The 26,496-nt window shown below is 64.1% G+C and carries 30 protein-coding genes; 8 read left to right on the forward strand and 22 right to left on the reverse strand.

Going from position 1 to position 26,496, the window contains the following annotated elements:
• Positions 1–2: 2 nt before the first annotated feature.
• From BM110_RS06445 to BM110_RS06495, 11 genes are read right to left on the reverse strand one after another with little or no spacing between them, the layout of a single operon-like run.
• Complete coding sequence (locus BM110_RS06445) at positions 3–272, reverse strand: EscS/YscS/HrcS family type III secretion system export apparatus protein (protein ID WP_093123897.1); 270 nt, start codon at positions 270–272, stop codon at positions 3–5.
• Between the two features lie 10 nt (positions 273–282).
• On the reverse strand, positions 283–936 hold the full coding sequence (gene sctR, locus BM110_RS06450) for a type III secretion system export apparatus subunit SctR (protein WP_017137580.1): 654 nt from the start codon (positions 934–936) through the stop codon (positions 283–285).
• Positions 933–1,934, reverse strand: a complete 1,002-nt coding sequence (gene sctQ, locus BM110_RS06455; protein ID WP_093512800.1) for a type III secretion system cytoplasmic ring protein SctQ — start codon at positions 1,932–1,934, stop codon at positions 933–935. Before sctQ ends, sctR begins: the two co-directional genes overlap by 4 nt.
• The gene (locus BM110_RS06460; protein WP_092244992.1) at positions 1,931–2,377 is read right to left on the reverse strand and encodes a hypothetical protein; all 447 of its coding nucleotides are present in this window, start codon (positions 2,375–2,377) and stop codon (positions 1,931–1,933) included. The genes sctQ and BM110_RS06460 overlap by 4 nt, the downstream gene beginning before the upstream one ends.
• 15 nt (positions 2,378–2,392) lie before the next feature.
• Entirely contained in the window at positions 2,393–3,715 is a 1,323-nt protein-coding gene (locus BM110_RS06465; RefSeq protein WP_093512802.1) for a FliI/YscN family ATPase, read from the reverse strand.
• Complete coding sequence (gene sctL / locus BM110_RS06470) at positions 3,712–4,296, reverse strand: type III secretion system stator protein SctL (RefSeq protein WP_092244989.1); 585 nt, start codon at positions 4,294–4,296, stop codon at positions 3,712–3,714. Before sctL ends, BM110_RS06465 begins: the two co-directional genes overlap by 4 nt.
• On the reverse strand, positions 4,293–4,907 hold the full coding sequence (locus BM110_RS06475; RefSeq protein WP_092244986.1) for a type III secretion protein: 615 nt from the start codon (positions 4,905–4,907) through the stop codon (positions 4,293–4,295). Before BM110_RS06475 ends, sctL begins: the two co-directional genes overlap by 4 nt.
• Positions 4,904–5,686: a type III secretion system inner membrane ring lipoprotein SctJ gene (gene sctJ, locus BM110_RS06480; protein WP_093512805.1), complete on the reverse strand. Its 783-nt coding sequence runs from the start codon at positions 5,684–5,686 to the stop codon at positions 4,904–4,906. The genes BM110_RS06475 and sctJ overlap by 4 nt, the downstream gene beginning before the upstream one ends.
• A gap of 4 nt (positions 5,687–5,690) precedes the next feature.
• A complete protein-coding gene (locus BM110_RS06485) occupies positions 5,691–6,125 on the reverse strand; it encodes a hypothetical protein (protein ID WP_058425050.1) in 435 nt (144 codons plus the stop codon).
• A 9-nt stretch (positions 6,126–6,134) separates the two neighbouring features.
• Positions 6,135–6,368: a hypothetical protein gene (locus BM110_RS06490; protein WP_092244980.1), complete on the reverse strand. Its 234-nt coding sequence runs from the start codon at positions 6,366–6,368 to the stop codon at positions 6,135–6,137.
• Between the two features lie 12 nt (positions 6,369–6,380).
• Positions 6,381–6,944: a type III secretion protein gene (locus BM110_RS06495; protein WP_093512807.1), complete on the reverse strand. Its 564-nt coding sequence runs from the start codon at positions 6,942–6,944 to the stop codon at positions 6,381–6,383.
• Between the two features lie 48 nt (positions 6,945–6,992).
• Between BM110_RS06495 and BM110_RS06500 the strand changes: the two genes are divergently transcribed.
• A complete protein-coding gene (locus BM110_RS06500; protein ID WP_093512809.1) occupies positions 6,993–7,757 on the forward strand; it encodes a tetratricopeptide repeat protein in 765 nt (254 codons plus the stop codon).
• Between the two features lie 206 nt (positions 7,758–7,963).
• Here BM110_RS06500 and BM110_RS06510 read toward each other — a convergent pair whose 3' ends face one another.
• From BM110_RS06510 to BM110_RS29550, 7 genes are all read right to left on the reverse strand, one after another.
• Positions 7,964–8,344, reverse strand: a complete 381-nt coding sequence (locus tag BM110_RS06510; protein ID WP_071491936.1) for a hypothetical protein — start codon at positions 8,342–8,344, stop codon at positions 7,964–7,966.
• Between the two features lie 14 nt (positions 8,345–8,358).
• On the reverse strand, positions 8,359–9,639 hold the full coding sequence (locus tag BM110_RS06515) for a type II and III secretion system protein family protein (RefSeq protein ID WP_093123928.1): 1,281 nt from the start codon (positions 9,637–9,639) through the stop codon (positions 8,359–8,361).
• Positions 9,636–11,768, reverse strand: a complete 2,133-nt coding sequence (gene sctV / locus BM110_RS06520; RefSeq protein ID WP_093512813.1) for a type III secretion system export apparatus subunit SctV — start codon at positions 11,766–11,768, stop codon at positions 9,636–9,638. The genes BM110_RS06515 and sctV overlap by 4 nt, the downstream gene beginning before the upstream one ends.
• Positions 11,765–12,100, reverse strand: a complete 336-nt coding sequence (locus tag BM110_RS06525; RefSeq protein ID WP_071491939.1) for a tetratricopeptide repeat protein — start codon at positions 12,098–12,100, stop codon at positions 11,765–11,767. The genes sctV and BM110_RS06525 overlap by 4 nt, the downstream gene beginning before the upstream one ends.
• The gene (locus BM110_RS06530) at positions 12,100–12,456 is read right to left on the reverse strand and encodes a hypothetical protein (protein WP_093123932.1); all 357 of its coding nucleotides are present in this window, start codon (positions 12,454–12,456) and stop codon (positions 12,100–12,102) included. The genes BM110_RS06525 and BM110_RS06530 overlap by 1 nt, the downstream gene beginning before the upstream one ends.
• Positions 12,457–12,482: 26 nt before the next feature.
• Complete coding sequence (locus BM110_RS06535; RefSeq protein ID WP_093512815.1) at positions 12,483–13,367, reverse strand: SctD/MshK family protein; 885 nt, start codon at positions 13,365–13,367, stop codon at positions 12,483–12,485.
• Positions 13,368–13,470: 103 nt separating this feature from the next.
• Positions 13,471–13,632 (reverse strand): hypothetical protein, encoded by a 162-nt coding sequence (locus tag BM110_RS29550; RefSeq protein ID WP_016969018.1) that lies wholly within the window; start codon positions 13,630–13,632, stop codon positions 13,471–13,473.
• Between the two features lie 592 nt (positions 13,633–14,224).
• Here BM110_RS29550 and BM110_RS06545 point away from each other — a divergent pair.
• Positions 14,225–14,647, forward strand: coding sequence for a winged helix-turn-helix domain-containing protein (locus tag BM110_RS06545; RefSeq protein ID WP_092244954.1), 423 nt, complete (start codon positions 14,225–14,227; stop codon positions 14,645–14,647).
• Here the strand turns inward: BM110_RS06545 and BM110_RS06550 are convergent.
• Positions 14,644–15,504 (reverse strand): Dyp-type peroxidase, encoded by an 861-nt coding sequence (locus BM110_RS06550; RefSeq protein ID WP_093512820.1) that lies wholly within the window; start codon positions 15,502–15,504, stop codon positions 14,644–14,646. The two genes, BM110_RS06545 and BM110_RS06550, sit on opposite strands and share 4 nt — an antisense overlap.
• Positions 15,505–15,642: 138 nt before the next feature.
• On the opposite strand from BM110_RS06550, the gene BM110_RS06555 reads away from it, so the two are divergent.
• Positions 15,643–17,259 carry an NADP-dependent glyceraldehyde-3-phosphate dehydrogenase gene (locus BM110_RS06555; protein ID WP_093512823.1) on the forward strand — a complete coding sequence of 539 codons (1,617 nt, stop codon included), beginning with the start codon at positions 15,643–15,645 and terminating at the stop codon, positions 17,257–17,259.
• A gap of 90 nt (positions 17,260–17,349) precedes the next feature.
• On the forward strand, positions 17,350–18,411 hold the full coding sequence (locus BM110_RS06560) for an FUSC family protein (RefSeq protein ID WP_092244949.1): 1,062 nt from the start codon (positions 17,350–17,352) through the stop codon (positions 18,409–18,411).
• Positions 18,412–18,579: 168 nt separating this feature from the next.
• Here the strand turns inward: BM110_RS06560 and BM110_RS06565 are convergent, their stop codons facing one another.
• A complete protein-coding gene (locus BM110_RS06565; protein WP_092244948.1) occupies positions 18,580–19,338 on the reverse strand; it encodes a TetR/AcrR family transcriptional regulator in 759 nt (252 codons plus the stop codon).
• A gap of 356 nt (positions 19,339–19,694) precedes the next feature.
• Between BM110_RS06565 and BM110_RS06570 the strand changes: the two genes are divergently transcribed.
• Genes BM110_RS06570 through BM110_RS06585 form a run of 4 tightly spaced genes read left to right on the forward strand, consistent with a single transcriptional unit; the run spans position 19,695 to position 24,303 of the window.
• Positions 19,695–20,402, forward strand: a complete 708-nt coding sequence (locus BM110_RS06570; RefSeq protein WP_093512825.1) for an ABC transporter ATP-binding protein — start codon at positions 19,695–19,697, stop codon at positions 20,400–20,402.
• On the forward strand, positions 20,399–21,598 hold the full coding sequence (locus BM110_RS06575) for an ABC transporter permease (protein ID WP_093512827.1): 1,200 nt from the start codon (positions 20,399–20,401) through the stop codon (positions 21,596–21,598). Before BM110_RS06570 ends, BM110_RS06575 begins: the two co-directional genes overlap by 4 nt.
• Positions 21,591–23,069 carry a TolC family protein gene (locus tag BM110_RS06580; RefSeq protein ID WP_093512829.1) on the forward strand — a complete coding sequence of 493 codons (1,479 nt, stop codon included), beginning with the start codon at positions 21,591–21,593 and terminating at the stop codon, positions 23,067–23,069. Before BM110_RS06575 ends, BM110_RS06580 begins: the two co-directional genes overlap by 8 nt.
• Positions 23,059–24,303 (forward strand): efflux RND transporter periplasmic adaptor subunit, encoded by a 1,245-nt coding sequence (locus tag BM110_RS06585; RefSeq protein WP_093123954.1) that lies wholly within the window; start codon positions 23,059–23,061, stop codon positions 24,301–24,303. The genes BM110_RS06580 and BM110_RS06585 overlap by 11 nt, the downstream gene beginning before the upstream one ends.
• Here BM110_RS06585 and BM110_RS06590 read toward each other — a convergent pair.
• Positions 24,295–25,713 (reverse strand): FAD/NAD(P)-binding protein, encoded by a 1,419-nt coding sequence (locus BM110_RS06590; RefSeq protein WP_093512831.1) that lies wholly within the window; start codon positions 25,711–25,713, stop codon positions 24,295–24,297. The genes BM110_RS06585 and BM110_RS06590 overlap by 9 nt on opposite strands.
• A 12-nt stretch (positions 25,714–25,725) precedes the next feature.
• Positions 25,726–26,493: an ABC transporter ATP-binding protein gene (locus tag BM110_RS06595; protein ID WP_093123960.1), complete on the reverse strand. Its 768-nt coding sequence runs from the start codon at positions 26,491–26,493 to the stop codon at positions 25,726–25,728.
• Positions 26,494–26,496: the final 3 nt, after the last annotated feature.

The following is a 26,496-nucleotide window of genomic DNA, read 5'->3' on the forward strand; positions in this document are numbered from 1 at the left end:
GGTCAGCGCGTCCACATCGCAAAGTTGTCCAGCACCTGGCCGCCGAGTTCCGCCACCTGCCCGGCGAGTACCGGCCCCAGGAACACGATGGTCAGCAACACCGCGACCAGCTTCACTACCTGCGGTAATGTCTGGTCCTGGATCTGCGTCAGCGCCTGGAACAGGCCCACGCTCAAGCCCACAAGAATCGCCACGCCCAGCGCCGGTGCGGAGAGCATCAGCACCGTCATCAGCGCCTGTTTCATCAATGACAGGAATACGTCCTGGCCCATGGGTCGTGCCTCAGCCGTAACTCAGAATCAAACCGTGCATCAAGCGCGACCAGCCGCTCAGGGACACGAATAAAAAAATCTTCAGCGGAATGGAGATCAGGTTCGGCGAGACCATCGACATGCCCATGGCCATCAGCACGTTGGACACCAGCAAGTCCACCACCAGGAACGGGATGTACAGCAGAAAGCCGATCTCGAAGGCGCGGGTCAGTTCCGAGCTGACGAACGCCGGGATCAGCACCACCAGGTCGTCGTCACGCAAATCGGCGCGTGCTTCAGGCGACCAGATGGTCTCGGTGGCCTGCACGAAAAAACCGCGCTCGGACTCATTGGCAAACCGCTTCAGGTGCGCTTGCAACGGTGGACGCAATGCATCGCCCAAATCCTTGAGTTGCTCCACATGCTCGATGTTGAGGTCGCGCCCCTCCACCTGCCGGTACATGTCGCCAATCAACGGCGTGGTCACGTACACCGACAGGATCAACGCGATGCCGTACAGCACCAGGTTCGGCGGCGTCTGTTGCACGCCAAGGGCGTTACGGATCAGGAACAGCACCACCGAGATCTTCATGAACCCGGTGAGTGTCACCACCGCCAGCGGGATCAGCCCGATCGTCGCAACGACCAGGATGATCTCGATCAGGTTCGGCTGATAACCGGTCATGGGGTGGCAAAACTCAGCAGGCGCACACCCAGGCCGTCACCGATTTTCACCAGTTGGCCCTGGCCGACGCGGCGGCCGTTGACCATCAGGTCGACGCTGTCCACGCCCGGCGTGTCGAGCTGCAACAGGCTGCCGGCGCCCAGTTCACGCAATTGCGCCAGGGTCAGTTCCAGGCTGCCCACCTGGCACACCAGTTTCAACGGCAGGGCATCCAGCGCAACGGCGGCATCAACATCAGTCATGGGGTTCTCCGGTTCCACAAAGGGGGCTTTCAAGGCTTCCTGCAGGCGCAGGACTTCGCCCTGGTATTGGCAGCGCGCCTGCAGGCGGCCATCGAGGTCGAGCAACAGGCCCGGGCCTTGTTCCAGCATCAGCACATCACCGGGGCGCAGGCTGCGCAGTTCACCGAGGGACAGCCACTGGCGCCCCGCCACCACCGCCAGGGTCTGGCGCAGGCCTGGCAAGGGGTCGGGTTCGACCTCGGCGTATTGCGCCAGCAACTGCGTGACCAGTACGGCGGCGCTTTCGCTCAGGTCCAACTGGGCGCTCATGGCGGGCTGGTTGCCGAAGGTCAACTCCAGCGCCAGCCGCAGGGCAAACACGCCCTGCTCATCACCGGCTTCGAGCACCTGCAGCGGGTGACCGAGCAACGGCTCCAGGCTTTCGATCAGGTCGAGCAACGCCAGCTCCAGCAACAACGCGCGCGGCAGCGCAGGCAACGGCTGCACATCGAACGGCAGCGCCAACGGCAGCATCAGTTGCTCCAGCGCCGCAGCGGGCAAACTCAGGCGCATCGCGGCACCGCCAAGCGACAGCGGCACATGACGCGGCGCGTCAAGGCGGCGCGCTGCGGCGGCCCAGCTCACGCGCAAGTCCTGCCCGCCGCAACGGCCCTGCCAGGGACGGCAGCGGCGGTGCAATTGGTTGTGCAGAGCCAGTAACGCCGGGTCGTGGTGGGTCAGCCACGGCGACAGCGGATCGGCAAGGGCTGGAATCATGTGCCGGCGCCTTCATCACGCAGCTCGCCCACCCGGCGCTCGGCGCTTTCACGCCCCTCAAGCAGGCTTTGCCAGGCCTCGGACTGTCGCTGGCGGCTCAGGCGCTCCTGACGGAACACATCGCGCTCGCGCTCCTGGCTTTGCAGCGTGGTGGACACGTGAGCCACATCGTTTTCCAGTTGCTGCTGGTCATCCGACAGGCCGCGCAGGCGATCCTGGGCGGCCTGCCAACTGGCGACCGACAGGCCTTCGGTCAGGGACGCATAAACCTGCCGCGCTTCTTCGGCAATCGCCTCACGGTGCAGGCGCAATTGCTCCTTGGCGTCGGTCAGCACACCGTGGGTCTGCTCGCAGCGTTGCTGCTGCGCGGCCAGTTGGCTGGCGGCCCGCTGTTCACGCAACACCCGCAGGGTTTGCAGGGTGCGTAGTTGTTGGGTTTTCATTGATTTGCTCCTTGTTCATGCCAGTACCCGGCGCATGTGGGCCAGGGTCTGTTCCAGGTTGCTCGGCTCACCCGCGTTCTGGCGCAGGAAGGCTTCGATAGCGGCGTGGCGGTTGATCGCTTCATCGGCCAAAGGATCGCTGCCGGCGGAGTACTCCCCCACGCGGATCAGCATTTCGATCTCGCCATACCGCGCCATCAATTCACGCATGCGCATCGCCAGCCGCTTGTGCTCTTCACCGGCGACCTGCTCCATCAAACGGCTGCGACTGCGCAACACATCCACCGCCGGAAAGTAGTTGCGCTGGGCCAACTCGGCACTCAAGGCGATATGCCCGTCGAGGATCGAACGGGCCTCTTCGGCCACCGGATCGCTGGCGGCATCACCCTCGGTCAGCACGGTGTACAGCGCGGTAATGCTGCCGCTGGGCCCGGGGCCGGCGCGTTCCAGCAAACGCGGCAAGGCCGAAAAGAACGACGGCGGATAACCGCGCCGGGTCGGCGGCTCGCCCACCGCCAGGCCGATCTCGCGCTGGGCCCGGGCGAAACGCGTGAGGCTGTCCATCAACAGCAATACGTTGCGGCCCTGGTCGCGGTGGTACTCGGCCAGGGTGGTGGCGACAAACGCCGCACGCACCCGCTCGGCCGCCGGGCGATCCGAAGTGGCAACCACCGCCACCGTGCGCGCACGGGCCTGGGCGTCGAGCTGCACATCGAGCAATTCACGCACTTCCCGGCCCCGCTCGCCGATCAGGCCGATCACGATCACATCGGCTTCGCTGTTGCGGATGATGCTGGCGAGCAGCGACGACTTGCCCACACCGGGCTCACCGAAGATGCCCATGCGTTGGCCCTGGGCCAGGGTCAGCAGGCCATCGATGGAGCGAATGCCCAGGGCCATGGAACGCACGATCAACTGTCGCGAAAACGCTGCCGGGGGTTCAGCGTGCAGCGGGTAGTGCTGCAAGGCCACGGTCGGCGGCATGCCGTCGCCGTCGAGGAAATCGCCCATGGGGCTGATGACCCGGCCGAGCTGCGCATCCCCGACGGCCACGCCCAGGGTCTCGCCAGTGGCGGTGATTTGGGTGCGCGTGGACAGGCCTTCCATGGAGCCGATGGGCGACAGGATGGCCTCGTCACCGTCAAAACCGATCACCTCGGCGCTCAGGCTGCGGGCGCTGCCGGGGTCGCGCAGCTGGCACAGCTCACCGATGCTCGCCCCGGCCACACTGGCGCGCAGCAATACACCGCGAATGCTCAGCACGGTGCCGTGCATCGGCCGCGGGCGCGCCTGGGCCAGGCGCTCGCAGAGGCGTGGCAGCAGCTGTTCCAGGTTCATGCCAGGCCCTCTTCGGCAAAGGGCAGCAGGCTGCGACGCAGGTTCTGCAATTGGGCGTCGAGGCCCAGCTCCACGGAGCCGGCCGGGCTGTTCAGGCGAGCCTGTCCGGCGCTCAGCTGTTCATCCGCATCCACCGCAATCGCCAATCCCTCCAGCTTGAGGCGTTGGCGCAGGGCATCCACGTCCGCCGGCGGCACCCACAAGGTCAGGGCCTGGTCCTGGCGAAATGCACTCAACGCCTGGCGGGTACTGCGCACCACACGCTCGGCGTTGTCCAACTCCCCCAGCACTTCATGCACGATACCCAGGGCCAGGTCGACCAGGGACGTTTCCAGACTGCTCAAGTAATGCTGCACCTGGGCTTGGGTAGCGAGCAGCAGTTGCGCCACCTGTTCAGCGCCGGCTTGCCGGGCACTTTCAAAGCCCTCTGCGCGGGCACTGCTCAGCCATTGCTCGCTGTCGGCGCGGATCTGCTCGGCCTGCGCCTTGGCCGCTTGCAGGAAGGCAAAGCCATCGCTCCACAACGCGGCGTCTTCGGCGCGCAGGATGCGGGCGGTGGGACGGCTTGGCAGTTCACTCATGGCGTGATCTCCTCGGCCAGCAGGCACGCAGCGGCGGCCTGGACGATTTCCAGGTCGCGCGGTACACGGGCGCCGTGGCCCTGGGGAAAGGCAAAGCGCAAACGCAGCCAGCCCTGCCAGTCGGCGTGCTGGGCGTGCAGCCAGGCCGCGACACAGCCCTGGCCATCGCGGTCGACGGCGTCGACCAACTCGACCGGCTCGCGCAGCAGATCCGCCGCACCACCGAGTTGGCGCAAGGCCAGGGCGCTCACGAAGACCTCAGCGCCCAGGCCTTCGCGCAATTCGTTGACCACCTCGCGACGGATCTCGCGGCTCAGGGTCGGGGCGTGCCAGATGGCGCCGCACAACCTCGGCAAGCGGGCAAACTGTGCCGGCGACAACAACAGCACCGCCAAGTCCGCCGCCATTGGCGTGGTCAATTGCGCCATGGGTGCCAGTTGATAATGGCTGACCAGCAACTGCTCCAGGCGCTGGCGAAAGCGTGGCTGGCCCTGCATCGCCTGCAGCACGGCGTCTGGCAATTCATCGGTAAAACATGCCCCCAGGCTCGGCCCGCGCACAAACCGCAGCGGTTCGGCAATCAGCCCCTGCCAGCGTTCGAACAAACTCATTCACCCTCCTTGAGCACATACAACGCCTGGGACTGACGACGTGCCCACTGCTGACGGGCGAGCACACCTACCGCACCGAGTGCGATCAGCAACAAGGCCCCGAACATCAGCCGCGCCTGGGCCAGGTTGTCTTCCAGCAGCCACAGGCCCATGAAGCGCGCCAGGCGCGGTTGCGCCGGGTTCTGGCTGATGGCGACGGCGGCCTTGATCGCCGTCACCGAAACGCCGTCGTAACTCAGCCCGGAAATACCGTTGGCGACCAGGGTCTTGATCTGCGGGATCAGCGTATTGATGTCGGTGCCCGGGTCGTAACGCACCAGTACCGAGGCCGATGACGGCGAGATCACGCGCTTGAGCAGGTCGTTGTCCGGCAGCACCACGTGCACGCGGGCAGCGACGATGCCGTCGATCTGCGACACCGAATGCGAAAGCTCTTCGCTGAGCGCATAGATCATCTGCGCCCGCTCCTGCACCGGCGACGACACCAGGCCATTGCCCTTGAACACCTCGCCCATGTTGGAAAAACTCTGCTGCGGCAGGCCGGCGTTGTCGAGCAGGGTCATGGCTTCGGCAAAGCGTGACTCATCGACCACCACCTTGAGCTGGCCGTTGTCCTGGGCCTTGCGCTCGGCCGGGACGCCACCGCGCAGCAGTACCGCGACCATGGCGTTGGCGTCGCGCTCGCTGAGGTTGGTGTAGAGGTCGGTGTTGCACGCCTGCAACAGGCTGGCGAGCAGGCCGATCAGCAACAGGCGCAGCGCACGGTTTGGGCTTGGCATGATGTTATTGCCCCTTGAGCAGCGTGTTGGCGGACCCGGAAATCTGCGTCGCACCGCGCACCACCATCTGGGTTTCGATGGAGTAATCGAACATCTTGCCCAGGGAGTGGACGATCTGGTCGACCTGTTGCTCGCCGACTTTTTTCCCGGGTTCACCCTGGGGCGAAGCACTGGCGGTACGGATTTCTGCCTGGGCCGGCGGCGGTGCCGAAGGATTATTGGTGAGCAGGTCGGCGCGCTCGGAAAACGCCCGCGTACGGTCGATGAAACTGTTCATGCGCTCCATCAGGCCCGAGCCGATCTGGTGCGGGCTGGCGCCTTCGGGCATGCCCTTGGCGGTGTTGGCCATGTGCTCGAACAGGTTCTGCGAGGCCCCGGCGGGCCCCGCGCCGGCAGACGGCGGCAGCGCCGAAGCGCCGGCGGCGAGACTGATAGTCATAGGGGCTTCCTACTCTTCGTCGTCATCGGACATGGCGTCGTTCAGCAGTTCCTGCATCTTCGGCATGATGATGAACTGGCCGCCGTAAGTGACCGCCTGGGTGATGAACGAATCGGTGAGTTCGGCGTCGGTGGGCTCGGCGGGCTTATCGGCGGCCTTGGCGTTATCCACCGCCGCGTTGAACCTGGCTTCAGGGCTGGCGCCACCAGGGGCGAGATTGCTGTCTACGGCCGTTACGGACATGGTGCTGCTCCTTTACTGGGTTGGGGTTTCGGTACTGACTTGGGCGCCACGGAACACCCGCACACCGCGCTCGCGCGCCACCGGGGCGGCGGCGACCTTGGGTTGCAGGTGATCGACATGCTGCTGCACCAGCGCCAGGTACGGCGGTGGCCCGGACACGAACACTTCATCGCCCTCGGGGCCGTTGCGCATGGACAACTGCTGGCCGAACACATCGAGGTTACCGAGGTAGGCCTGCAACTGGTCGAGGTCCAGGGCGCTGGCCTTGAAGAGCCTGGTGCTGATTTCATCGCTGGCGTTGAGGTACAAGAGGTTGCCGTCGAAGTACCAGGTGAGGCCGTTGGTGCTGCACAGGGTTTGCAGGAACTCCCCGGCGGTGGCCGCGCGAATCGTGCTGCGGGCCTTGCCGCGAACCTTGTCGGAGAGCACCAGCGGCACATCGAGGTTGTGCCCGAATTCTTCCAGGGCACTGCGCACGTCCTGGTCCACCAGCACGTAGGCGTAGGGTTGGGAGAACCAGTCAGGCTCTTGGGCAGCGTGGGCGAAACTGGCGCTGAACAGGCATAGGACAGCCATCAAAAATATGCTTACATGGCCTCCGCCTTCGCCAGACGAGTTGTGACGATGACCCCTAGATTTCTGCTCGCCAGTACCCTGCTGCTGACCGCCTGCGCCCACCCACCTGCGACCGATGCCGACAAGTCCCTGCAACTGGCCAATGACCTGAGCCAGCGCGGCGACTACGCCAGTGCGGCAGCGCTGTACGAGCGGGCGGCGCACCAACCCGGCGCGGGTATCGAGCTGTGGCTCAAGCTCGGCCAGGCCAGGCTCGACGCCAAGGATGCGGCGGGCGCCGAGCGCGCCTTCCAGCAGGCCCTGGGGTTCGACGCCCGCAATGCCGAAGCCCTGCTCGGCCTGGGCACCGCGCAATTGCAAGTGGGCAAGACTCAGCGCGCCGTCACCGCCCTGGGCCAGGCGGCCGGGATCAGCGGCTTGCCGGTTGCGTACACCCGCCTGGGTGTCGCGCAGATCCTCAATGGCCAGGCCGCTGCGGCGCAAACCGCGTTCGCCAGGAGCCTGAGCCTCAAGCCCGACGACCTCGACAACCGCTGCAACCTGGCCCTGGCGTATGCGCTGGGCGGGCAGTCGCAGCAGGCGTTGGACACCATCGCTCCCGTTACCCAGTCGCCCCGTGCCTTGGCGCGGCATCAGCGCAATGAGTTGTTGGTGATGGTGTTGACAGGACATGAAGACCGCGTCGCTGCGCTGCCGTTGGACGATATTCCCGCAGCCGAAAGGGCGCGGTTGGTGGATGAAGCCAAGCGGATCAAGGCGATCAGTGATCCGCTGGCCCAGGCACGAGAGCTGGGGTTGGTTGATTCGCGTTGAATCTGTTGTGGATGAGCGTTCTGTGGTGAGCAGGGTTGTTGTGGTGAGCGGGCCTGTTGTGGCGAGCGGGCTTGCCCCGCGTTGGGCTGCGAAGCAGCCCCAAAACCAGGCGCTGAGAACTGTCTGTTGGAATGCGGTGAATTTGACAGGGGCCGCTTCGCGCCCCAACGCGGGGCAAGCCCGCTCGCCACAACAAGCAACACAGCTCATTGCTTGCCCCCCGCCGCATCGGCCTTGGCTTCCTGCTGATCCTTGCGCCGCTGCAATTGCTCGCGGTCAAACCCTTCGATGTACACCTGGGCAGCGCGGCCCACTGGCGCGGCCATGGCCGGCCCTGTGGGGCGGCCTTGGGTCAGGTCCTGCTTGCGCTCGACCATCTGCATCAGGTTCAAATTGTTCGCACAGCCCAGCGCCAACGTCGGCTTGAAATCCTCGCCCAGCCCAATGGTGTCCGTCGCCGGGGGTTGCTGGCATTGGGTCGGCAAGCCATCGGCGCGGTATTCGGATGAGTAGTACGTCGGCGCCAGGTGGGTCTGGCAACCCATCAGCGCCAGGGGCAACAGCAGCAACACACGTAAAACATTCATGGCAGGCCCCCTGATCAATTCATGTAGAAACCGAACGCCCCGCCGCTGCGCGGTCCGGTGGTCGCTGCGGTAGCCGGTGGTGCGTCGAGGGGCGTGGCGAGGGTGCGACCGCGCACCGGCTCCACCAGGTACGGCGTAATCAGGATCACCAACTCGGTTTCATTGCGCTGGAAGCGCTTGGAGCGGAACAGATTGCCGAGGATCGGCAGGTCACCCAGCAGCGGCAGTTTCTCGATATCCTGGCTGCTTTCCCGCTGGAACAGCCCGGCGATGGCGAAGGTCTGCCCACTGCCGACTTCCACCCGCGTATCGGCGCGGCGCACGCTGAAGGACGGCACATGAAAGTTGCCGAAATCCACGGTGCCGCCACTGACCACGCTGCTGACTTCCGGGCGCACTTGCAGGGCGATGCGGCCGTTGGGCAGCAGGGTCGGGTTGAACAACAGCGACACGCCGAACGACTTGTATTCGATGCCCACCAGGTCGCGGTTGACCGGCACGGGGATCGCCACTTCGCCACCGGCGAGGAAGCTGGCGGTCTGGCCGGTCATGGCGGTGATGTTCGGCTCGGCGAGAATCTGCAGCACACCGTTGGCCTGCAAGGCGTCGAGCATGCCGTCGATATTCACATTGCCCGAGCCTGCGCCCGCTGCGGCCAAGCCACCCGCCGAGGCTGCGGCCAATGGCCCGCCGGTGATCAGGCCGAACGAGAACGTGCCGTTGTTGAACATCGCGTTCCAGTTCACGCCGTAGTGCAGCAACTCCGAACGGGACACTTCGGCAAAACGCACCCGCAAGTTCACTTGGGCGGCCCCTGCGTACTCGGTGGTGTTGATCGCGCTCTGGAAACCCTGCCCCTGGGGATTGAGCAGCGCGTTCAAGTCCGTGGCTTCCGCTACCGATCCCACGGTGCCTTTGGCGATCAGACGGTTACCCGCGCCGCTGATCTGCGCAGCGTTGCCGGGATGCAATGCCTGCATCGGCGCCGTCACCGCCTGGCTGGCGCTGCTGACGGCCAGGCTCAGGCTCGCCAGTTGCTGACCGTCACTGCCGAGGGCGATCAGGCTGGTATTGCCCGGCGCCTTGCCGAAGATGTAGAGGGTGCCCGGTGACACCACCTGCAAGTCGGCCACATTCGGTTCGGCCACCAACACCGTGTCCACGGGGGCGACAAAATGCAGGATGCGCCCTTCGCCGGAGGCCAGGGCGATAGAACCTCCGGCACCGGCGGCGATTTCCTGAGCCTGGCTCACACACGAAAATACAGTCAGCAACAACACACAAAAACGCATCATGAGGCAGACGCCAGGGGAGTGACGGAAGCCGCGGCAGGCCCGCGGCGATTGGAAATCTCGGTCAAGCTGATGGTCACCAGCGCTTGCAGGTTGTACTCGGTGGCCAGTTCGCGGAACGACAGCACCGCCAGTTCCAGCTCGCCGCGCACCACCAGGCGGCGCAGGCTGCGGCGCAGTTCCGGGTGCACCAGCAACACCGCGCTGTTGACCTCGCGGGTGTGCTCGCACGCCTGGCGCAGTTGGGCGAGCAAGGCGCGGCTGACGTCCTCGGGGATCAACTCGCGCTGCGGTTCCTGGCGACGCAGGGAGCCGCGCAACTGGTCTTCCAGGCCCGGCGCCAGCACCAGCGCACCGATCACCCGGTTGCGGTCGGCGTACTGATGGCTGATCTGCCGTGCCAACGCGGCGCGCAGGTGCTCGGCCAGGCGCCCGGCATCGGTTTCACGGGCGCCCCACTCCACCATGGCTTCGAGCAGGGCGCGCTGGTTGCGGATCGACACGCCTTCGCCCACCAGCAAACGCAGGGTCTCGGCCACCCGCTGCAACGGCACCAGGCGCAGGGCTTCCTTGACCAGTTCGCCGTAGGTGGCCTCGGTGCGCTCCAGCAGCAGACGGGTTTCCTGGATGCCGAGAAAGTCGGCGGCATAGCGGCGCAGGCTGCGCTCCAGCACACCGCGCAACACCTCGTCGGGCAGCAGGAAACCGATGCCGGCGTTGCGCAACGTGTCTTCGTGCTGGCGCTCGACCCAGTGGGCGTTGCGGCCCGTGAGCGGCGAATCGGCCTGCACCGTGGCGAGGTCGAGCAACTGCACATGCACCGGATCGTCCTGCACCAGCAGGCAGTTGGTCGGCAACTCGCCTTCGCTTACCGGCACGCCTTCCAGGGACACGCGGAAACTGCCAGGCGTGGCCTTGGCTTCCATGTAGATGCCCGGTACCGGTATATCCACGCCGAGTTCGGTGCGCAGGTCGTGGCACAGCGCTTCGACGCGTTGGCGCAGCAGTTGGCGCGGCGCGCTTTGGGACACGCCGCTGCCGAGGGTCAGCAGCACGCGGGTATCGGGCAGCAGGTTGTCATCCCGTTCGGCCTGGACTTCGACCACCGGCTCCGGGGTCTCGACCAGCACTTCAAGTTCCGGCTGGCGGTGATGCCGGCGATACATCATGAATGCCGCGCCACCGAACACCAGGGACAAGCCGAGGAACACCCAGGTCGGAAACCCCGGCAGCAGGCTCACGCCGATCATGATCAACGCGGTCAACCCCAGAGCGCGGTAGCTGGCGCCCAGTTGCTTGATGATCTCGCTGCCCAGGTCCCCTGCTTCGCCGTCGCTGTTGACGCGGGTGACCACGGTGCCCGCCGCCACCGAAATCAGCAGCGCCGGGATCTGTGCAATCAGGCCGTCACCCACGGTGAGCAACGAGTAGGTGTGCACCGCCACGCCGAACGGCATGTCGCGCTCGATCATGCCGATCAGCATGCCGCCCAGCAGGTTGACCGCCAGGATCACCAGGCCGGCGATGGCGTCGCCCTTCACGAACTTCATGGCGCCGTCCATCGCGCCGAACATCTGGCTTTCACGCTCCAATCGAGAGCGGCGACGACGGGCTTCGGCCTGGTCGATATCACCATTGCGCAAGTCGTTGTCGATGCTCATCTGCTTGCCGGGCATCGCGTCCAGGGTGAAGCGCGCGGCCACTTCCGCCACGCGCTCGGCCCCCTTGGTGATCACCACGAACTGCGCCACGGTGATGATCAGGAACACCACCATGCCCACCACCACTTGCCCGGCGATCACGAAGTCGCCGAAGGCCTTGACGATATGCCCGGCGTCGCCGTGCAGCAGGATCAAACGGGTGGTGGTGATCGACAGCGACAGGCGAAACAGCGTACTGAGCAGGATCAGCGGCGGCAGCGCGGAGAACTCTACCGAGTGGCCGATGTAGAAGGCCACGATCAGGATCAGGATGCTCAGGGCGATATTGAGACCGATCAGCGCGTCCACCAGGTAGGTGGGCAGCGGGATGATCATCATCACAATCGCCATCAGCATGAATGCGACGATGATCACGTCGGTGCGCTGGGCAGCCAGGCGCGCCAGGTTGTTCAGGCGGTTGAGCACACTCATGCGCCGGCCCTGCGTGCAGCCAGATAGCGTTTGAAGCACTGGCGCGCGTCGTCCTTGCGCTCGCCGTACCACAAGGCGCGGGCGCGCAGCAGCAACAGGCTGGCGGACTCGCCTTCCAGCGCCACCAGACGGTCCAGGGCGCCGAGGGCGCGGGACGCGTCGCCGCTGTCGGTGAAAGCCAGCACCAGCGAGCGCAGCAACACGCCGTCATCGGGGGCGACGTTGACCGCGATCAGCAGCATCACCAGGGCGCGCTGGGACTGGCCATTGCGCCGGTACAGCTCGCCGATGCCCTTGAGCAGTTGCACGGCGTCGTCGTTATCGCGGGCCATCAGGCGTGTACCTCCGAGCGTTGCTGTGCGAGGGTGCGGCGCATCTCGATCTCTTCGCCGATCAGCTCGACGGCCAGTGCCTTGATGTGTGGCTCGGCGTCCAGGCTTGGCAGGATGTGTTCCATCACATGCTCCAGCAGTTCCAGGGAGCGAGCACTGCCGAACAACAGCGAGTCGACGCCAGCGGCGCCGGTGAGTTCTTCGAGGTCGCTGCGCAGGGAGCGACGGGTCTGGGTCTTGCGGGTCTTGAGCACCGCTTCGAAGGCGGTGGCCTGGCGCGAATTGACCGGGCGCACAGCTTCGACCGGCGCACTGCGTACGTCACTGGGGATCAACGGGCGGGGTTCGACTTTCATCCCTGGGCCTTAGCTTAAGAGCGTGGTCACAACGTGAAGGTGAAGCGCTCCTCGCCACGGGCGAGGATCACTTGGTTGTTTTCGATACGTTCCAGCACCCAGTTGTCCGCCAGCGCCGCGCCGGGGTACAAGCGCTTGCCGCTGTCGTTGATCACGTACGGATGAGGCCCGAACCACACGGCCTGCAAGCGCACGCGCGGCGCCGCCGCATCGGCCCGCACGGCGACGCGCGGGTTGAGCACGATCTGCTGGCCGTAACGCTGGTCGAAGGCTTGCTGCACCGCCAGCCACTGCGGTTTTTGCGACTGTTCGAAGGTGCCCGTGGCGCTGAGCTGGCCGTTGCTGTTGCTGACCTTCACGGTATCCAGTCGGGCGGCTTGCAACTGCTGCTCCAGCCAGGCCTTGGCCTGTTCGCGGGTAGGTGTTTTCAGCGGTGCAACGGCGGCAACGGCGGTTGTCGGCTGCGGTGGTGCTTCACTGCGAAACGCCGGCGCTCCAGCACAGATAAACAGCAGCGCGGTCGCGACGATCCAGGGGGTCAATGTGCGTGACGCGGGCACTGGTTTTTCAGCACCGCCAGGCATTGCCAGGCTCACCCCCGCCGTGCCGATGCGCAGCTGCACCGGCAACCGCGCGCGATGACCGTTGCCTTGGGGAATGCGCACATTGCCGGCGATCAATACGTCACCGCCCAAGGCTTCGACCGCCACCTGGCCGCCTTCAAAACGCAGGCGCAGGTGCAGGCCGGCAACGCCGGGATCGCTGAGCACCAAATCAGCCGCCAGATAGGCGCCGAGGGTGTAGACAGGCTGGTCGAGCACCAGGGAACTGCCCTGATGCAAACCGCCGGTCACCGTCAGGGTCGGTGCGCCAGTTGCGGCGACCGGGCCCAGGGAAATCAGGGCTGTCATAGTCGGGTTTGCCCCTTTGAGCCTGTGCAACGGGGTCAAGAATCAGGATAAAAACGGGAATTGAGAGGTAAACGGGCAGCGCCGGCGCCGCCCGTTTGGCGAATCAGTTCTGCGGACGCTGTTTGGTGGCGTCCAGCTCGGCTTTTTTCGCGGTGCTGATTTCGGTGATCTTGGCCGACTTCTCGATAGCCATGTTGAAGGTCGCTTCCATCTTCGCGATAGCGTCGTCGGCGCCGCCTGCTTTTACTGGTGGGACATCAGCCATGTTCATCTCCTTGCATCGATAGGGAAGTTATTCAGTTGCGCAACAGCACGCTGAAAGTATGCAAACCGATGAAGACCCAAAACGTCAGACAATGCGCCTTCGAACCGTTGTTGGTTTGCATGGGCCCCATACTACTCACGATCAAAACGCCTTCGCTGTGAAAGCTTGTGAAACGTTTCAGATACGCGCTGTGAAAGGTTTGGCTCAACCTGGCGTTGAAAAAAATTCATCGCCTGAGTGACATGGAACTTTCAGAGAAAAACAAAAACACGCTCAAGACCAATGTTTACGGGCACTCCGCTAATACCCACTGAATAATGCTGAACAATAAGCCTCTTTTGAAACGCGCCACCTAGCGACACCCGGCATTTATTTTCGCGATTACTTCACATTTTTCGCTAATAGCCTTTTGCCCAACTTCCCAGACATTTTGATTTGTAACAGAAGCGACTTAATCATCGCGTTTGATAACTCGTCCCAAGCAACCCAATTGCTTGGCGAGCAACTTTCCTCCGCGCCTGCTAGTGCAACTGCACTAATAACCAAAGGACTCGCTTTCAGGCCGGCTATATAGAAATCTTCCAGGTGATCTATGACCGACATGAATTATTCACCCACCACTCTCCTCAAAGACGACGGTTGCGTTGAGATTCACTTCGGCCCTTACCGACTGCTGCCCAAGCGCCACCAACTGCTCAGGCATGACCAGCCGGTAAACCTTGGCAACCGCGCCCTGACCCTGCTGATCGCCCTTGCCTCGCGGCCCGGCGAATTGCTGCAGAAAACCGAATTGCTCGACATTGCCTGGCCGAAACGGGTGGTCGAGGAATGCAACCTGCGCACACAGATCAAGACTCTGCGCCGCACGCTGGGCGATGACGATGTGCCGTACATCGCCACGGCATCGGGCATGGGCTATCGTTTTGTCGCGCCCACCTGGTTCGAGCGGGCGGCGCACCCGCGGGCGATGAGACCGTCGGGCGGCGGTGAACGTGTGGCCAGCGGCGTGCTTTAGCCCAGGGCGCTCAGGTCCAGGTGGCCATCCTTGATCGGCGGGCACCAGTAGTAGCCACCGGTCAAGGGGATGCTGATGCGATACAGGCCATCGACAATCCCGTCCTCCAGACCGCTCATGCGGCGCAGTTGCGCTTCGAACGCATCGAAGGAATGGCCGAACGCCAGGAACATCAGCCCCGCCTTTCCATTCTCGGCCCAGGGCATGGAGCGACGCACCACGAAGGCTTCCGGGGTGAAGCTTTCCTGGGCGGTGCGCTTGGTGTGGGCGGACTCGGGGGCGTCGTCGAGCTCTTCGTTGTCGCCATGGCGGCGGCCGATGATGTGGTCGCGCTCCTGAGCCGGCAGCGCAGCGAAGCCATCGAGGTCATGCTGCCATTGCTGGATCGCGGCGAAGCTGGCGCCGCTGTCGGTCAGGGCGGCGTCGACCGCGGCGTCGTCGTGGGGGTTTTCGGTACCGTCTTCGTAGTCGGTGAGGTCGAAGCCGGTCTTGTAGCGGAAACCTTCGGTCATCTGCACCAGGCGAAATGCCGGAGCCAGGGCCTTTTCAAATGCACGGCTGCGCAACAGCAGTTCACCGCGATCCACGCCATGCAGCCACACCCACAGCGCCTGCTGTGTGGACGGGTTATGCGCGCCCGGCCCGCTGATGGCCGGAAAACTGCGCAAGCCTTCAACGCGTGCGCCCAGTGCGGCAACCAGCGGCTCGCCAAGACCGACCACTGCCGCCGAATCGGTCAGTTGCACCAGTGCGTCCAACGCAGCGGGTACGGCTGCCAGAGCCTCCACGGCAAAAAACAGATGGCGTGCCTGCAACGGCACCGGTGCGGCAAGAATGCCCGGCTGGTACTGACTCATGTGAACTCCTTCTGAAAAGCCGCGCAGTTTAACCGCCGGGCACAGCCCTGCGTACAAGAAAGCGCGCAAGCCTTGCCATAGAGCCTGTTGTTGGGTGACTCTCTAGTCATGTTTTGCAACTATTCCAGGGGTAGCGCCATGACCACCAGCAACCTGCTCGCCCAGCTGTTTCCCGCCTCCGCCGCCGCAGTTCCCGAGCAGTTCCAGCTCGGAGCGCCCATTGAACAGCGTGATTACCTGGTCGACGGCCAGTTGCAGGTATGGAACGGCCCCTTGGCCAAGGTGCAAAGCCCGGTGCAGTTTGGCGACGAGCGCGTGCATATCGGCAGCACGCCGCTGCTGGACGCCGAGACCGCCCTTACCGCCCTGGACGCCGCCGTGCGTGCCTATGACCGCGGCCAGGGCGAATGGCCGACAATGCGCGTGGCCGAGCGCATCCAGCATGTCGAAGCGTTCCTGCGGCGCATGCGTGAACAGCGCGACGCGGTGGTCAAGCTGCTGATGTGGGAGATCGGCAAGAACCTCAAGGATTCGCAGAAAGAATTCGACCGCACCTGCGACTACATCACCGATACCATCAACGCGCTCAAGGAACTGGACCGCCGTTCCAGCCGCTTCGAGCTGGAACAGGACACCCTCGGCCAGATCCGCCGCGTACCGCTGGGCGTGGCCTTGTGCATGGGCCCCTACAATTACCCGCTGAACGAAACCTTCACCACGCTGATCCCGGCGCTGATCATGGGCAACACCGTGGTGTTCAAGCCGGCCAAGCTCGGCGTGCTGCTGATCCGCCCGTTGCTGGAGGCGTTCCGCGACAGCTTCCCGGCCGGGGTGATCAACGTGATCTACGGCAGCGGCCGTGAAACCGTCAGTGCGCTGATGGCCAGCGGCAAGATCGATATCTTTGCGTTTATCGGCACCAACAAGGCCGCCAGCGACCTGAAAAAACTACACCCGAAACCACACCGCCTGCGCGCGGCATTAGGCCTGGATGCGAAAAACCCCGGCATCGTGCTGCCCGAGGTGGACCTGGACAATGCGGTCAGCGAAGCCGTTACCGGTTCGCTGTCGTTCAATGGCCAACGCTGCACCGCGTTGAAAATCCTCTTCGTGCATGAAGATGTCGTCGACAGTTTTATCGAGAAATTCAACCAGAAACTGGCCACGCTCAAGCCCGGCATGCCGTGGGAAGACAGCGTGGCGCTGACGCCATTGCCCGAAGTGGGCAAGGTGGATTACCTCACCAGCCTGGTAGCCGATGCCGCGCAACATGGCGCCAAGGTGGTGAATGAGCATGGCGGTGAAAGTCGCGGTTCGTTCTTCTACCCGGCGGTGCTGTACCCGGTGAACCCGCAGATGCGCGTGTACCACGAAGAGCAGTTCGGCCCGGTGGTGCCGATCGTGCCTTACCGCGACCTGGAGACCGTGATCGAGTACGTGCTCGACTCCGATTTCGGTCAGCAACTGAGCCTCTTCGGCACCAACGCCGTGGAAGTCGGGCGCCTGGTGGACGCCTTCGCCAATCAGGTCGGCCGTATCAACATCAACGCCCAGTGCCAGCGCGGCCCGGACACCTTCCCGTTCAACGGGCGCAAGAACTCGGCCGAGGGTACGCTGTCGGTACATGACGCCTTGCGCGTGTTCTCGATCCGCACTTTGGTGGCGACCAAGTTCCAGGAGAGCAACAAGGCGCTGGTCAGCGACATATTGCGTAACCGCGATTCAAGCTTCCTGACTACCGACTACATCTTCTGAAAACGCTACAGACCCAAATGTGGGAGGGGGCTTGCCCCCTCCCACATTTGGACCGCGTACCCCCTGAATTTCGAGGCCACTTTACTACCGATGAACCTGCCCTTCTTCGCCCGGCGCCTGTTGCGCCCCCTGCTCGACCCGTACCGCCGCTACCGCCATGCCAAGCTGATCCACGCCGTGCGCGTGTCCATCGGCTTGCTGGCAACGATCCTGCTGACCACCGGTATCAACCTGCCCCACGGTGAGTGGGCGTCGGTGACCATGCTGATCGTGATCGGTGGTCTGCAGCACCACGGCAATATCGGCAAGAAAGCCGTGGAGCGTGCCTATGGCACCTTGATCGGCGCCAGCGTCGGCTTGGTGGTGGTGGTGCAGCAGGCCTACTTCGGCCTGCCCTTCTTGACCTACCTGTTGATGTCGGCGGTGTGCGGGTTCTTTTCCTATCACGCCATCGGCAAGGGCGGCTACATCGCCCTGTTGTCAGCGATCACCGTGTTTATCGTCGCCGGCCACGGGGACAACCCGATCTCCGATGGGCTATGGCGCACCGTCGATATCTTGATCGGCATTGTGCTGGCCTTGGCGTTTTCGTTCGCCCTGCCGCTGTACGCCGTGTATTCGTGGCGCTACAACCTGGCCAGTGCGCTGCGCGATTGTGCGGCGATCTACAGCCGGATCATCAATGGCCAGTCGGTCACCGATGATGAGCACGTCAAGCTGCTCAACCGCTTGAATGCGTCGATGGTGCAACTGCGTTCGCTGATGCCGTCGGTGTCGAAGGAAGTGCGGATTTCCATGACCGAGCTGGACGCGATCCAGCGGCATCTGCGTATGTGCATCAGTACCCTGGAGATTCTTGGCAATACCCGGCCCGATCCACGGGATGAACAGGCGATGGCGCGGATGCAGGTGATGTTGAGGACCGAACATCGGCAGATCCGGGTGCAGTTGGTGGGGATGGCGCGGGCGTTGAAGTCGGGGGTGACGGAGCGGTTGCAGCGGCCCAGCCCTATCACAGGCACCGAGCCAGCACTGGATACGCCGGTCTACAGCGCGCTGGATGGCTATCGGTTGTTGACGGTACAACTGGCGGCAAACGTGGACGCGATGCGCCAACGCCTGGCCAAAACTGCCGGACGCTGGAAGATCTAGAGAGGTGGCCTGTTGCCGCATTTACCAGCGTCAACACTTTCACACTTTCTCTTACATATTTTTCACGTTTTATTCACATCCCGAAACGTAGGGTGAAGCCTCATCCGTTACAAACGTTGCATATCAAGCCCGCCGCCCCAGCGGGCTTTTTTTTGTATCGGATTTGACCTAGCGTGAAGCCTTGGCAGCGGGAGCTGCCGCTTGTTCGCGAATGGCCCGCTGGGTGTCCAGCACTTTGGCCAATGCAGTTTCCGCTTCCGGGCTCTGCTGCGGCACGCGAATCGCCGCCGACACCAGAGTGATCAACTTGGCCATCACCTCGGCATCCGTGGCCGGGCGGCCCAGGCTCATGGAGTTCATCAGCAGGCGCAGCTCGGTGCCGGCCATCACCCCGGAAATCGCCTTGAGGGCAAATTGCAGGCGCACCCCCAGTTCATTGCGCGGCAGGTCCGGCAAGGCCAGGGCGAAGGCTTCGAAGAAACGCTGGAACACCGGCTGGTAATGCACCTTGAGGTATTCCTGGATAAACGGCGACGTATCGCTGTAGACCCGGCCCAGGAAACGGATGAACGAACGCCCTTCCCCATTGGCACTGGCCGGGTCGCTGCGCTCCAGGCCCATGGCCGGGGCAAACAGCACGCCGAGCAAGGTGTCGCAGTCCAGCGGGCCGTCGGACTCGGCCTCACACCGCGCCAACAGTTCCAGCCGCTGCTCGTTGAGCGGCTCCAGGCGCTGCTTGAGCAGGGTTTGCATCAGGGAATCCTTGTCCCCGAAGTGGTAGTTCACCGCCGCCAGGTTGACCTGGGCACGCTCGGTAATCTGCCGTAACAAAACCGCGTCATATCCGTACTTGATGAAGAGAGCCTCTGTCGCATCCAGCAATCGAGTCTTGGTAATGTTTGGAGCGCTGACTTTCTTCGCGACCATAGAAGTTCCACGTGGGAAATATTGTTTTAAAAAATAATTTGATTTTTTATACCGGGGCCGCCGCCTGAAAGCAAGTAGTGACACTGCGCCATATGATCAAAAGCCTGCGCCCACGGGCTCTTTGAGACTGGTCGGATGAATTTTGAGCGGCCTGGAGGCCCCTGGAGGAAATCGTTTCAAAGGATGAAACCGCTCTATATCCATGGCTGGCGAAGCAGCGGGAACACGGTTAGTATTCAAACAATATTTTAAAAACAAGAAATAAAACCAGTCCGTGACGCATGCCAGGCAGCTCCCGAACTTGTAACAATGCTTTTCCGGGGCAGCACGGCATCGTCGAGACTGCAGGCGTAGTCATGATGACAGATACCCCCGCGCACCCAGGCTTGATCTCCCTGCAAGGCATCGGCAAAAGCTATCAGCTGGCCGGGCAACACCTGGCCATTCTCAATGATGTGTGCCTGTCCATCGCCAGTGGCGACAGCTGCGGCATCCTTGGCGCCTCCGGTTCGGGCAAAAGTACCCTGCTGAATATTCTCGGCCTGCTGGACCTGCCCAATTGCGGCCAGTACCACTTCGCCGGCCACGATATTTTCAACGCCACACCGGACCAGTTGGCGGCTATCCGCAACCAGCAGATCGGCTTCGTGTTCCAGAGTTTCAACCTGCTGCCGCGCCTCAGCGCCCTGGACAACGTCGCCCTGCCCTTGAGTTATCGCGGCGTGTCGCGGCATGAGTCGGTGGAACAGGCCCTGCGCATGCTGGATCAGGTCGGCCTGGCCGACCGCGCCCACCATCGCCCCGCCGACCTCTCCGGCGGCCAGCGCCAACGGGTCGCCATCGCGCGGGCACTGGTGGGCAAGCCTTCGGTGATCCTCGCCGACGAACCCACCGGCAACCTCGACAGCACCACTGCAAAGGAGATCATGGACCTGCTGCTGGCGTTGAACCGCGAACAGCAAGTCACGCTGATCATCGTCACCCACGACCCGCATATCGCCGAGCGCCTGGAGCGCAAGATCCTGGTGCGCAATGGTTTGGTGCAAGAGGCCGGGAGCCTATGAACCTGCGGGTCGAACAAAGCCTCAGCCAACTGCTGCATGAAGCGTTCGTCAGCCTGCGCACGCTGGGCAAGCGTTCGGTCCTGGCCTTGCTGGGCATCGTCATCGGCAGTTCGTCGGTGGTGGCGCTGATCAATATCGGCCACAACGCCGCCACCGACGCGGCGATGATCTTCAAGGACATGGGCACCGACACCCTGATCGCCCAGTTCCCGCCCAAGGACGGCAGCAGTATCCCCATGCCTGCCCGCCTCGACCTGGACGCCGTGCGCCAAACCGTGCCGGGGATTGCCCATATCGGCGCCCTCACGCTGTTCAGCGGGCCGATCGTGTTCCACGGTCGCACCACCAACGCCAACTTCGTCGGCAGCACGCCGGACATCAAGGACGCGATGCGCCTGGTGATGCAGCAGGGGCGCTTCCTGTCGAGCTTCGATGCCAATGAAACCTACGGCGTGATCGGCGACCAGTTGGCCCAGGCGCTCGGTGCGCCAGGTGACCCGCTGCAACTGGGCGACCGTGTGCGCATCAACGACTATCTGTTCCTGATCATCGGCATCCTGCGCAACCAGCCCCGGGCGATGCTGATGCCGGTGCAGGCCAACGAGTCGCTGTTCATCCCCGCCGAAGGCATGCGCCGCATCTATGCCACACCGCAGATCGGCAACGTGATCATCCGCGCCACGCCCGGCCAGGACATGGAACGCCTTGCCAAGGACGTGGCTGGCGCCCTGAGCTCGCAGCTCTCCGACCACGATGCAGACATCCAGGTGCCCCAGCAAATGATCGACGGCCTGACCCGGCAAAGCCGCACCTTTGCGTATCTGCTGCTGGCCCTGGGGGCGATTTCCCTGGTGGGCGGTGGCGTCGGGGTGATGAACGTGATGCTGATGAACGTCTCGGAGCGCCGTCGCGAGATCGGCATTCGCATGGCCCTCGGCGCACGCCAGCGCGACATCCGCAACCTGTTCCTGCTCGAAGCCGTGACCCTCACCGCCGTCGGTGCCCTGTGTGGCGCCGTGCTGGGCATGACGGCGGCCTGGCTGTACGCCTGGCTGTCGGGCTGGGAATTTGCCCTGGCGGTCGCCGCCCTGCCGCTGGGGGTGGGCAGCACGTTGCTGGTGGGGTTGTTCTTCGGCATCTACCCGGCGGTCTCGGCCTCGCGGTTGCAGCCAGTGGAGGCCCTGCGCGATGAGTAAATGGCTATGGCTGCTCGCATTCGCCAGCCTGCCCGGCATGGCCGCCGACGTGGTCATCAGACCATCGGCACCCAGCACCACCCGCAGCGGCTACGAGCGCAGCGTTTCGTTGAATGCCCAGACCACCGCCATGACCCTCGGGGATGCGGTGTACCTGGGCCTGCGCAACAACCCGGCGATCCGCAGCGCGTACCTGCAACGGGTGGCACAGAAGTTCGACCTGCGCGTGGCCGAAGATGTGTTCAACCCCAAGCTCACCCTCAACAGTTACTACCGCAGCACCCGGGGCTCCGCCGACAATACGCGCAATGCCAACGTGGCGCCCGCCACCAGCCTGCTTGGCGAGTACGGCACGCGCCTGAGCATGGCCTGGACCCAGCAACTGAGCAACGCCGACCGCGCCGGTCGCTACCGCAGCGACGGCCTGGACCTGGCAATCATCCAACCGCTGCTGCGCGGTGCCGGCTGGGACGCCACCACCGCGCCGCTGCGCCTGTCGCGCCTGTCGGAACAGGCCAACCGCCTGAACCTCAAGGCCACCGTCGCGCAAACCATCAGCCAGATCATTGCCACCTACCGCGAACTGCTGCGTGCCCAGGAACAACTGAGCATCGTGCAGGATGCGCTCAAGCGTTCCGGCACCTTGCTGGAAGTGAACAAGGCGCTGATCAGTGCCGGGCGCATGGCCGAATTCGAAATCGTACAGACCGAAGCCGATATCGCCACCCAGCAACTGGGCGTGGAAGAAGCACAAAACCAACTGGACACCAGCCGCCTGGCGCTGCTGCGCCTGCTGGCCCTGGACCTATCCACGCCGATTCGCGCCACCGAAGCCCTGGAGGCCAGGCCCATGCAGATCGATAAGCGCCAGGCCTTCACCCTGGCGCAGACCCAGCAACCCGAATACCTCGCCGCCCTGCTCGGCAGCCAGCAGGCCGACCTCAACCTGGTGATCGCCAAGGACTCGGGCCGCTGGCAAGTGGACCTGGTGGCCGGCGCCAACCAGGTGCGCGCCAACACCGACAACGATACCGGCCGTTCCAACAACCGTACCTGGGACAGCTACGCCGGGGTGCAAGTGCAGATTCCCATCGGCGATATCAGCACGCGCCAGGCCGAAGTGCGCGCGCGAGTGAATGTGGAGGACCAGGCCATCCGCATCACCGATGCACGCCAGGAACTGGAACGCAGCGTCAACGATGTGGTGCGTGACCTCGGCACCCGCTGGCGCCAGTATGAAATCTCCCAGCGCGCCGTGGAATTGTCGCGGCGCAAGATCGAGATCGAGCGGGAAAAACTCAGCGCCGGACGCTCCACCAACTTCCAGGTACTAAGTTTCGAGACCGACCTGCGCAACGCCGAAAACGCGCAACTGAATGCGCTGATCGCTTATTTGAACGCCCAGACCCAGCTCGACCTGACCCTGGGCATGACGCTGGAAAGTTGGGAAATCGCCCTCAATGACTACTAATCAGAAACGCCTGCTGGGTGCTGTGTTGATCGTCCTGCTGGGCAGTGCGGGCCTGGCCTTGCGCAGCCCGGCGTCCGATCCGGGCGGTGCCAGCGAACAGTGGCTCGCCGTCAAACCCGAAGCGCTGGAGCACCGGATCGGCCTGGTAGGCAAGATCGAGCCTGATACCACCATCACCCTCACCGCGCCCTTCGATGGCAACGTGCAAGCCAACCTGGTGGAGCAAGGTCAGCGGGTCGAGGCCGGCCAAGTGCTGTTGCGCATGGACCCGGCCACCCTGGAGGTGCAATTGCGCGAAGCGCTTTCCGCCCAGCTCAAGGCTCGGCGCACCGTGCAAGAGATGCAGGACTGGGACAGCAGCCCCGCCGTCAGCCGCGCCCGCCGCAGCCTGCGCACCGCCGAAATGACCGCCGGCAACACCCAGCGCAAACTCACCGAAAGCGAAAACCTGTTCAAGCGCGGCATCATCCCGCGCAATGAACTGGACGACCTCAGGCAACAGACCCAGCAGCAGCAACTGGATCTCGCGTCCGCCCGCAGCGAACTGCAACAGGCCATCGACCAGGGCAAGGGCGAGTACCGCCAGATCGCCGACATGGAGCTGACCAACGCCACGGTGAAATACGACGCCCTGCACAAGCTGCTCGACGGCCAGGAGGTCAAGGCGCCGTTCTCCGGCATCGTGGTGCCGCCACCGGGCAACACCTCATCCCAGGGCGGCGGCAACAACAATGCCCCGGTGCAGGCCGGCAGCAAGGTCAGCCAGGGCCAGGTGCTGTTTGGACTGGCGAACATTGAACGACTGAAAATCACCGCCAAGGTTTCGGAGCTGGACATCAACCAGTTGCATCAGGGCCAGGCGGTGGAAGTGCTGGGCGACGGGTTTGATGGCGAGCGACTGACCGGCTCGGTAAGCGTGGTCAGCGGCTTGGCAATTGCCAACGACAGCCAGGGCAGCGCGCAGTTTCCGGTGACCCTGTCGATCCCCAGACTCACGCCGCAGCAGTTGCAACGGGTGCGCCTGGGGATGAGTGCGCGGCTGACCATCGTGACCTACAACAATGCCCAGGCGATGGTGATTCCCAGCCAGGCAATCCAGGCGGACAACACGGTGGAGTATCGGGAGACGATGGATAAGCCGGTGGAGCGGGTGAAGGTGACCACGGGGCAATCAACCGCGCAGGGCGTCGAAGTCTTCGGCCTGAAACCCGGCCTTGTGAAGACCTCAAGATAAATGGAAAACCCTATGTGGGAGGGGCATCAGCTTTGCGGCCAGTGCCTTGGCTTGCAGCGCTACATCAGTCACCGCCGTGCTTTCCCACCACATCCCACGCAACGGCGGGCCCATGGCGAACAAGCGCTGGCTGACCTGCCCCTGGGCGTCCACCACTGCCCCCGACGCATCCGCCGCAATCCCCAACGCCAGCGGCCCTGGCTGGATCAGCCCACGCTTGAGCAACTGCCGGGGCAGCGGCCGCGCCACGCGGCGCCAGTCGTATTCGATACCGCTGGAGTTGATCAGCGCTGCGCCCGAGACCTGGGTGATGCCTTGCTCGCCGCGATAACGCAAGCGAATCGTCACCCCTTCACCCGAAGGTTCCAACCCCTTGAACGACGCCGCCCGGATCCGCAACCGCCCCTCTTCGTGCAAGCGCGCCACCAACTGCGCGCTCAACGGCGGCGAGCGGTGGTGATGGCTCTCCCACCAGGGCCGTACATGCCTCACGAACTGGCGCTTCTCGCGCTCGCTGGCCTGGCTCCACAGGCGCGCGATATGCACGCGCACGGTGTCCAGCGGCGCCTGCCAGTCGATGCCCTGCTCCCGTGCAAGCGCGCATTGCCGGCGCACCTCGCGCAGCAACTGCCGAGGGCTGCGCAGGCGGTGGTCCTCCCCAAGGAAATCCCCCCAGGCCGGCGGTTGCCGCCGCACATGGGGCAGCAGGCCGTGACGCGAGAATACCTCGATCGGCCCGCGATGCCCGGCCTGTTCCAGGGACACCACGGCGTCGACCATGGTCAGCCCGGAACCGATGATCAGCACCGGCGCCTGCGGGTCGATCCGGCGCATCGCGCTCACGTCCCACGGGTCCACCGCCGCCGCGTTCAGCCCGCTGGATTCAGTCTGCGGTGTACGCGCCGCCGGGAACATGCCGGTAGCCAGTACCGCAAACGCGCCACGCAGTTGCTGGCCGTTATCGAGGGTCAGCAGGGTTGAGCCTTCATCCACTTGCAGGTCGACTACCTCGCTGCGCACATGCTCCACGCTGGATGCGGACTGCGCCTTCGCCTCGGCCAAACGTTGCTGGGCATACAAGCCGAATATCCCGCGTGGCGGGAACAGTTCGCTGATCGGCACGTGTTGCTGGTCGGACTCAGGCCAGCCGCCGGCACCGATGTAGTCGGTGAGCCATTGGGTCAGGTCGTCAGGGTTGTCCGGGTCGACACTCATGCGCGCCGCGTTGCCGTTCAGGGTGTGGCCGAGTTCGACGGCGCTGTAGGCCTCGCCCCGGCCCAGCTCGGCACGCGGTTCGATCACCAGCACCCGGCGCGCGCCCGGCAGGCGCAGCAGTTGCACGGCCAGCATCGTGCCGCTCAGGCCGCCGCCGATGATCAGGACATCAGCGTTGCGGATGGATTCAGTCATGCGAAGTCGCCCTTACTGTTTGCCCAGGTAAATGTCATGCAGATCGCCCCGCGCCAGCAGTTCAGCGGCGCTGCCACTCAAGGCCACGCGCCCAGTATCCAATACGTAGCCGTGGGACGCATAGTTCAGCGCGACGTTGATGTTCTGCTCGGCGATCAGGAAGCTCACCTGCTGCTCACGGTTGAGCTGCGCGATGATCTCGAAAATCTCCTGCACGATCATAGGCGCCAGACCCATGGACGGCTCGTCGAGCAGTACCAAAGTAGGACGGGTCATCAACGCTCGGCCGATGGCGACCATCTGCTGCTCGCCGCCGGAGGTGAGGCCGGCGCGGGTATGGCGCTTGGTCTTGAGCCGTGGGAACCAGGCGTAGAGGCGTTCCAGGTCGTGCTCCAGGTCCCGGCGACTCAGGCGTCGCACAAAGCCGCCGCTGCGCAGGTTGTCTTCCACGCTCAGTTGGCCGAACACATGGCGGCCTTCCAACACGTGCACCATGCCCTGGCGCACGCGCTGGCTGGGGTCGATGCCGGCCAGGTCGGCGCCGGCGTACTCGATCACACCGCGGCTGACCTCGGCCCGCTCGGCACGTACCAGCCCGGAGATGGCCTTGAGCGTGGTGCTCTTGCCGGCGCCATTGGCACCGAGCAAGGCCACAATGGCCCCCTTGGGCACGCTCAGCGACACTCCGGCCACCGCGAGGATCGCGCCGTCGTAGATCACTTCGATATCGTTGACCGTCAGCAGCGACGACTGCGCGGCATCGGTGGCGGGCTGGCGCATGAT

Origin of the sequence: Pseudomonas sp. NFPP28, assembly GCF_900115535.1 — a bacterium.
Taxonomy (GTDB): Bacteria; Pseudomonadota; Gammaproteobacteria; order Pseudomonadales; family Pseudomonadaceae; genus Aquipseudomonas; species Aquipseudomonas extremorientalis.

Excerpts from the sequence above, each read along its gene's own strand:
- BM110_RS06445 (WP_093123897.1), bottom strand. The coding sequence starts at position 272 with ATGGGCCAGGACGTATTCCTGTCATTGATGAAACAGGCGCTGATGACG.
- sctR (WP_017137580.1), bottom strand. The coding sequence starts at position 936 with ATGACCGGTTATCAGCCGAACCTGATCGAGATCATCCTGGTCGTTGCG.
- sctQ (WP_093512800.1), bottom strand. The coding sequence starts at position 1,934 with ATGATTCCAGCCCTTGCCGATCCGCTGTCGCCGTGGCTGACCCACCAC.
- BM110_RS06460 (WP_092244992.1), bottom strand. The coding sequence starts at position 2,377 with ATGAAAACCCAACAACTACGCACCCTGCAAACCCTGCGGGTGTTGCGT.
- BM110_RS06465 (WP_093512802.1), bottom strand. The coding sequence starts at position 3,715 with ATGAACCTGGAACAGCTGCTGCCACGCCTCTGCGAGCGCCTGGCCCAG.
- sctL (WP_092244989.1), bottom strand. The coding sequence starts at position 4,296 with ATGAGTGAACTGCCAAGCCGTCCCACCGCCCGCATCCTGCGCGCCGAA.
- BM110_RS06475 (WP_092244986.1), bottom strand. The coding sequence starts at position 4,907 with ATGAGTTTGTTCGAACGCTGGCAGGGGCTGATTGCCGAACCGCTGCGG.
- sctJ (WP_093512805.1), bottom strand. The coding sequence starts at position 5,686 with ATGCCAAGCCCAAACCGTGCGCTGCGCCTGTTGCTGATCGGCCTGCTC.
- BM110_RS06485 (WP_058425050.1), bottom strand. The coding sequence starts at position 6,125 with ATGACTATCAGTCTCGCCGCCGGCGCTTCGGCGCTGCCGCCGTCTGCC.
- BM110_RS06490 (WP_092244980.1), bottom strand. The coding sequence starts at position 6,368 with ATGTCCGTAACGGCCGTAGACAGCAATCTCGCCCCTGGTGGCGCCAGC.
- BM110_RS06495 (WP_093512807.1), bottom strand. The coding sequence starts at position 6,944 with ATGGCTGTCCTATGCCTGTTCAGCGCCAGTTTCGCCCACGCTGCCCAA.
- BM110_RS06500 (WP_093512809.1), top strand. The coding sequence starts at position 6,993 with ATGACCCCTAGATTTCTGCTCGCCAGTACCCTGCTGCTGACCGCCTGC.
- BM110_RS06510 (WP_071491936.1), bottom strand. The coding sequence starts at position 8,344 with ATGAATGTTTTACGTGTGTTGCTGCTGTTGCCCCTGGCGCTGATGGGT.
- BM110_RS06515 (WP_093123928.1), bottom strand. The coding sequence starts at position 9,639 with ATGATGCGTTTTTGTGTGTTGTTGCTGACTGTATTTTCGTGTGTGAGC.
- sctV (WP_093512813.1), bottom strand. The coding sequence starts at position 11,768 with ATGAGTGTGCTCAACCGCCTGAACAACCTGGCGCGCCTGGCTGCCCAG.
- BM110_RS06525 (WP_071491939.1), bottom strand. The coding sequence starts at position 12,100 with ATGGCCCGCGATAACGACGACGCCGTGCAACTGCTCAAGGGCATCGGC.
- BM110_RS06530 (WP_093123932.1), bottom strand. The coding sequence starts at position 12,456 with ATGAAAGTCGAACCCCGCCCGTTGATCCCCAGTGACGTACGCAGTGCG.
- BM110_RS06535 (WP_093512815.1), bottom strand. The coding sequence starts at position 13,367 with ATGACAGCCCTGATTTCCCTGGGCCCGGTCGCCGCAACTGGCGCACCG.
- BM110_RS29550 (WP_016969018.1), bottom strand. The coding sequence starts at position 13,632 with ATGGCTGATGTCCCACCAGTAAAAGCAGGCGGCGCCGACGACGCTATC.
- BM110_RS06545 (WP_092244954.1), top strand. The coding sequence starts at position 14,225 with ATGACCGACATGAATTATTCACCCACCACTCTCCTCAAAGACGACGGT.
- BM110_RS06550 (WP_093512820.1), bottom strand. The coding sequence starts at position 15,504 with ATGAGTCAGTACCAGCCGGGCATTCTTGCCGCACCGGTGCCGTTGCAG.
- BM110_RS06555 (WP_093512823.1), top strand. The coding sequence starts at position 15,643 with ATGACCACCAGCAACCTGCTCGCCCAGCTGTTTCCCGCCTCCGCCGCC.
- BM110_RS06560 (WP_092244949.1), top strand. The coding sequence starts at position 17,350 with ATGAACCTGCCCTTCTTCGCCCGGCGCCTGTTGCGCCCCCTGCTCGAC.
- BM110_RS06565 (WP_092244948.1), bottom strand. The coding sequence starts at position 19,338 with ATGGTCGCGAAGAAAGTCAGCGCTCCAAACATTACCAAGACTCGATTG.
- BM110_RS06570 (WP_093512825.1), top strand. The coding sequence starts at position 19,695 with ATGATGACAGATACCCCCGCGCACCCAGGCTTGATCTCCCTGCAAGGC.
- BM110_RS06575 (WP_093512827.1), top strand. The coding sequence starts at position 20,399 with ATGAACCTGCGGGTCGAACAAAGCCTCAGCCAACTGCTGCATGAAGCG.
- BM110_RS06580 (WP_093512829.1), top strand. The coding sequence starts at position 21,591 with ATGAGTAAATGGCTATGGCTGCTCGCATTCGCCAGCCTGCCCGGCATG.
- BM110_RS06585 (WP_093123954.1), top strand. The coding sequence starts at position 23,059 with ATGACTACTAATCAGAAACGCCTGCTGGGTGCTGTGTTGATCGTCCTG.
- BM110_RS06590 (WP_093512831.1), bottom strand. The coding sequence starts at position 25,713 with ATGACTGAATCCATCCGCAACGCTGATGTCCTGATCATCGGCGGCGGC.
- BM110_RS06595 (WP_093123960.1), bottom strand. The coding sequence starts at position 26,493 with ATGCGCCAGCCCGCCACCGATGCCGCGCAGTCGTCGCTGCTGACGGTC.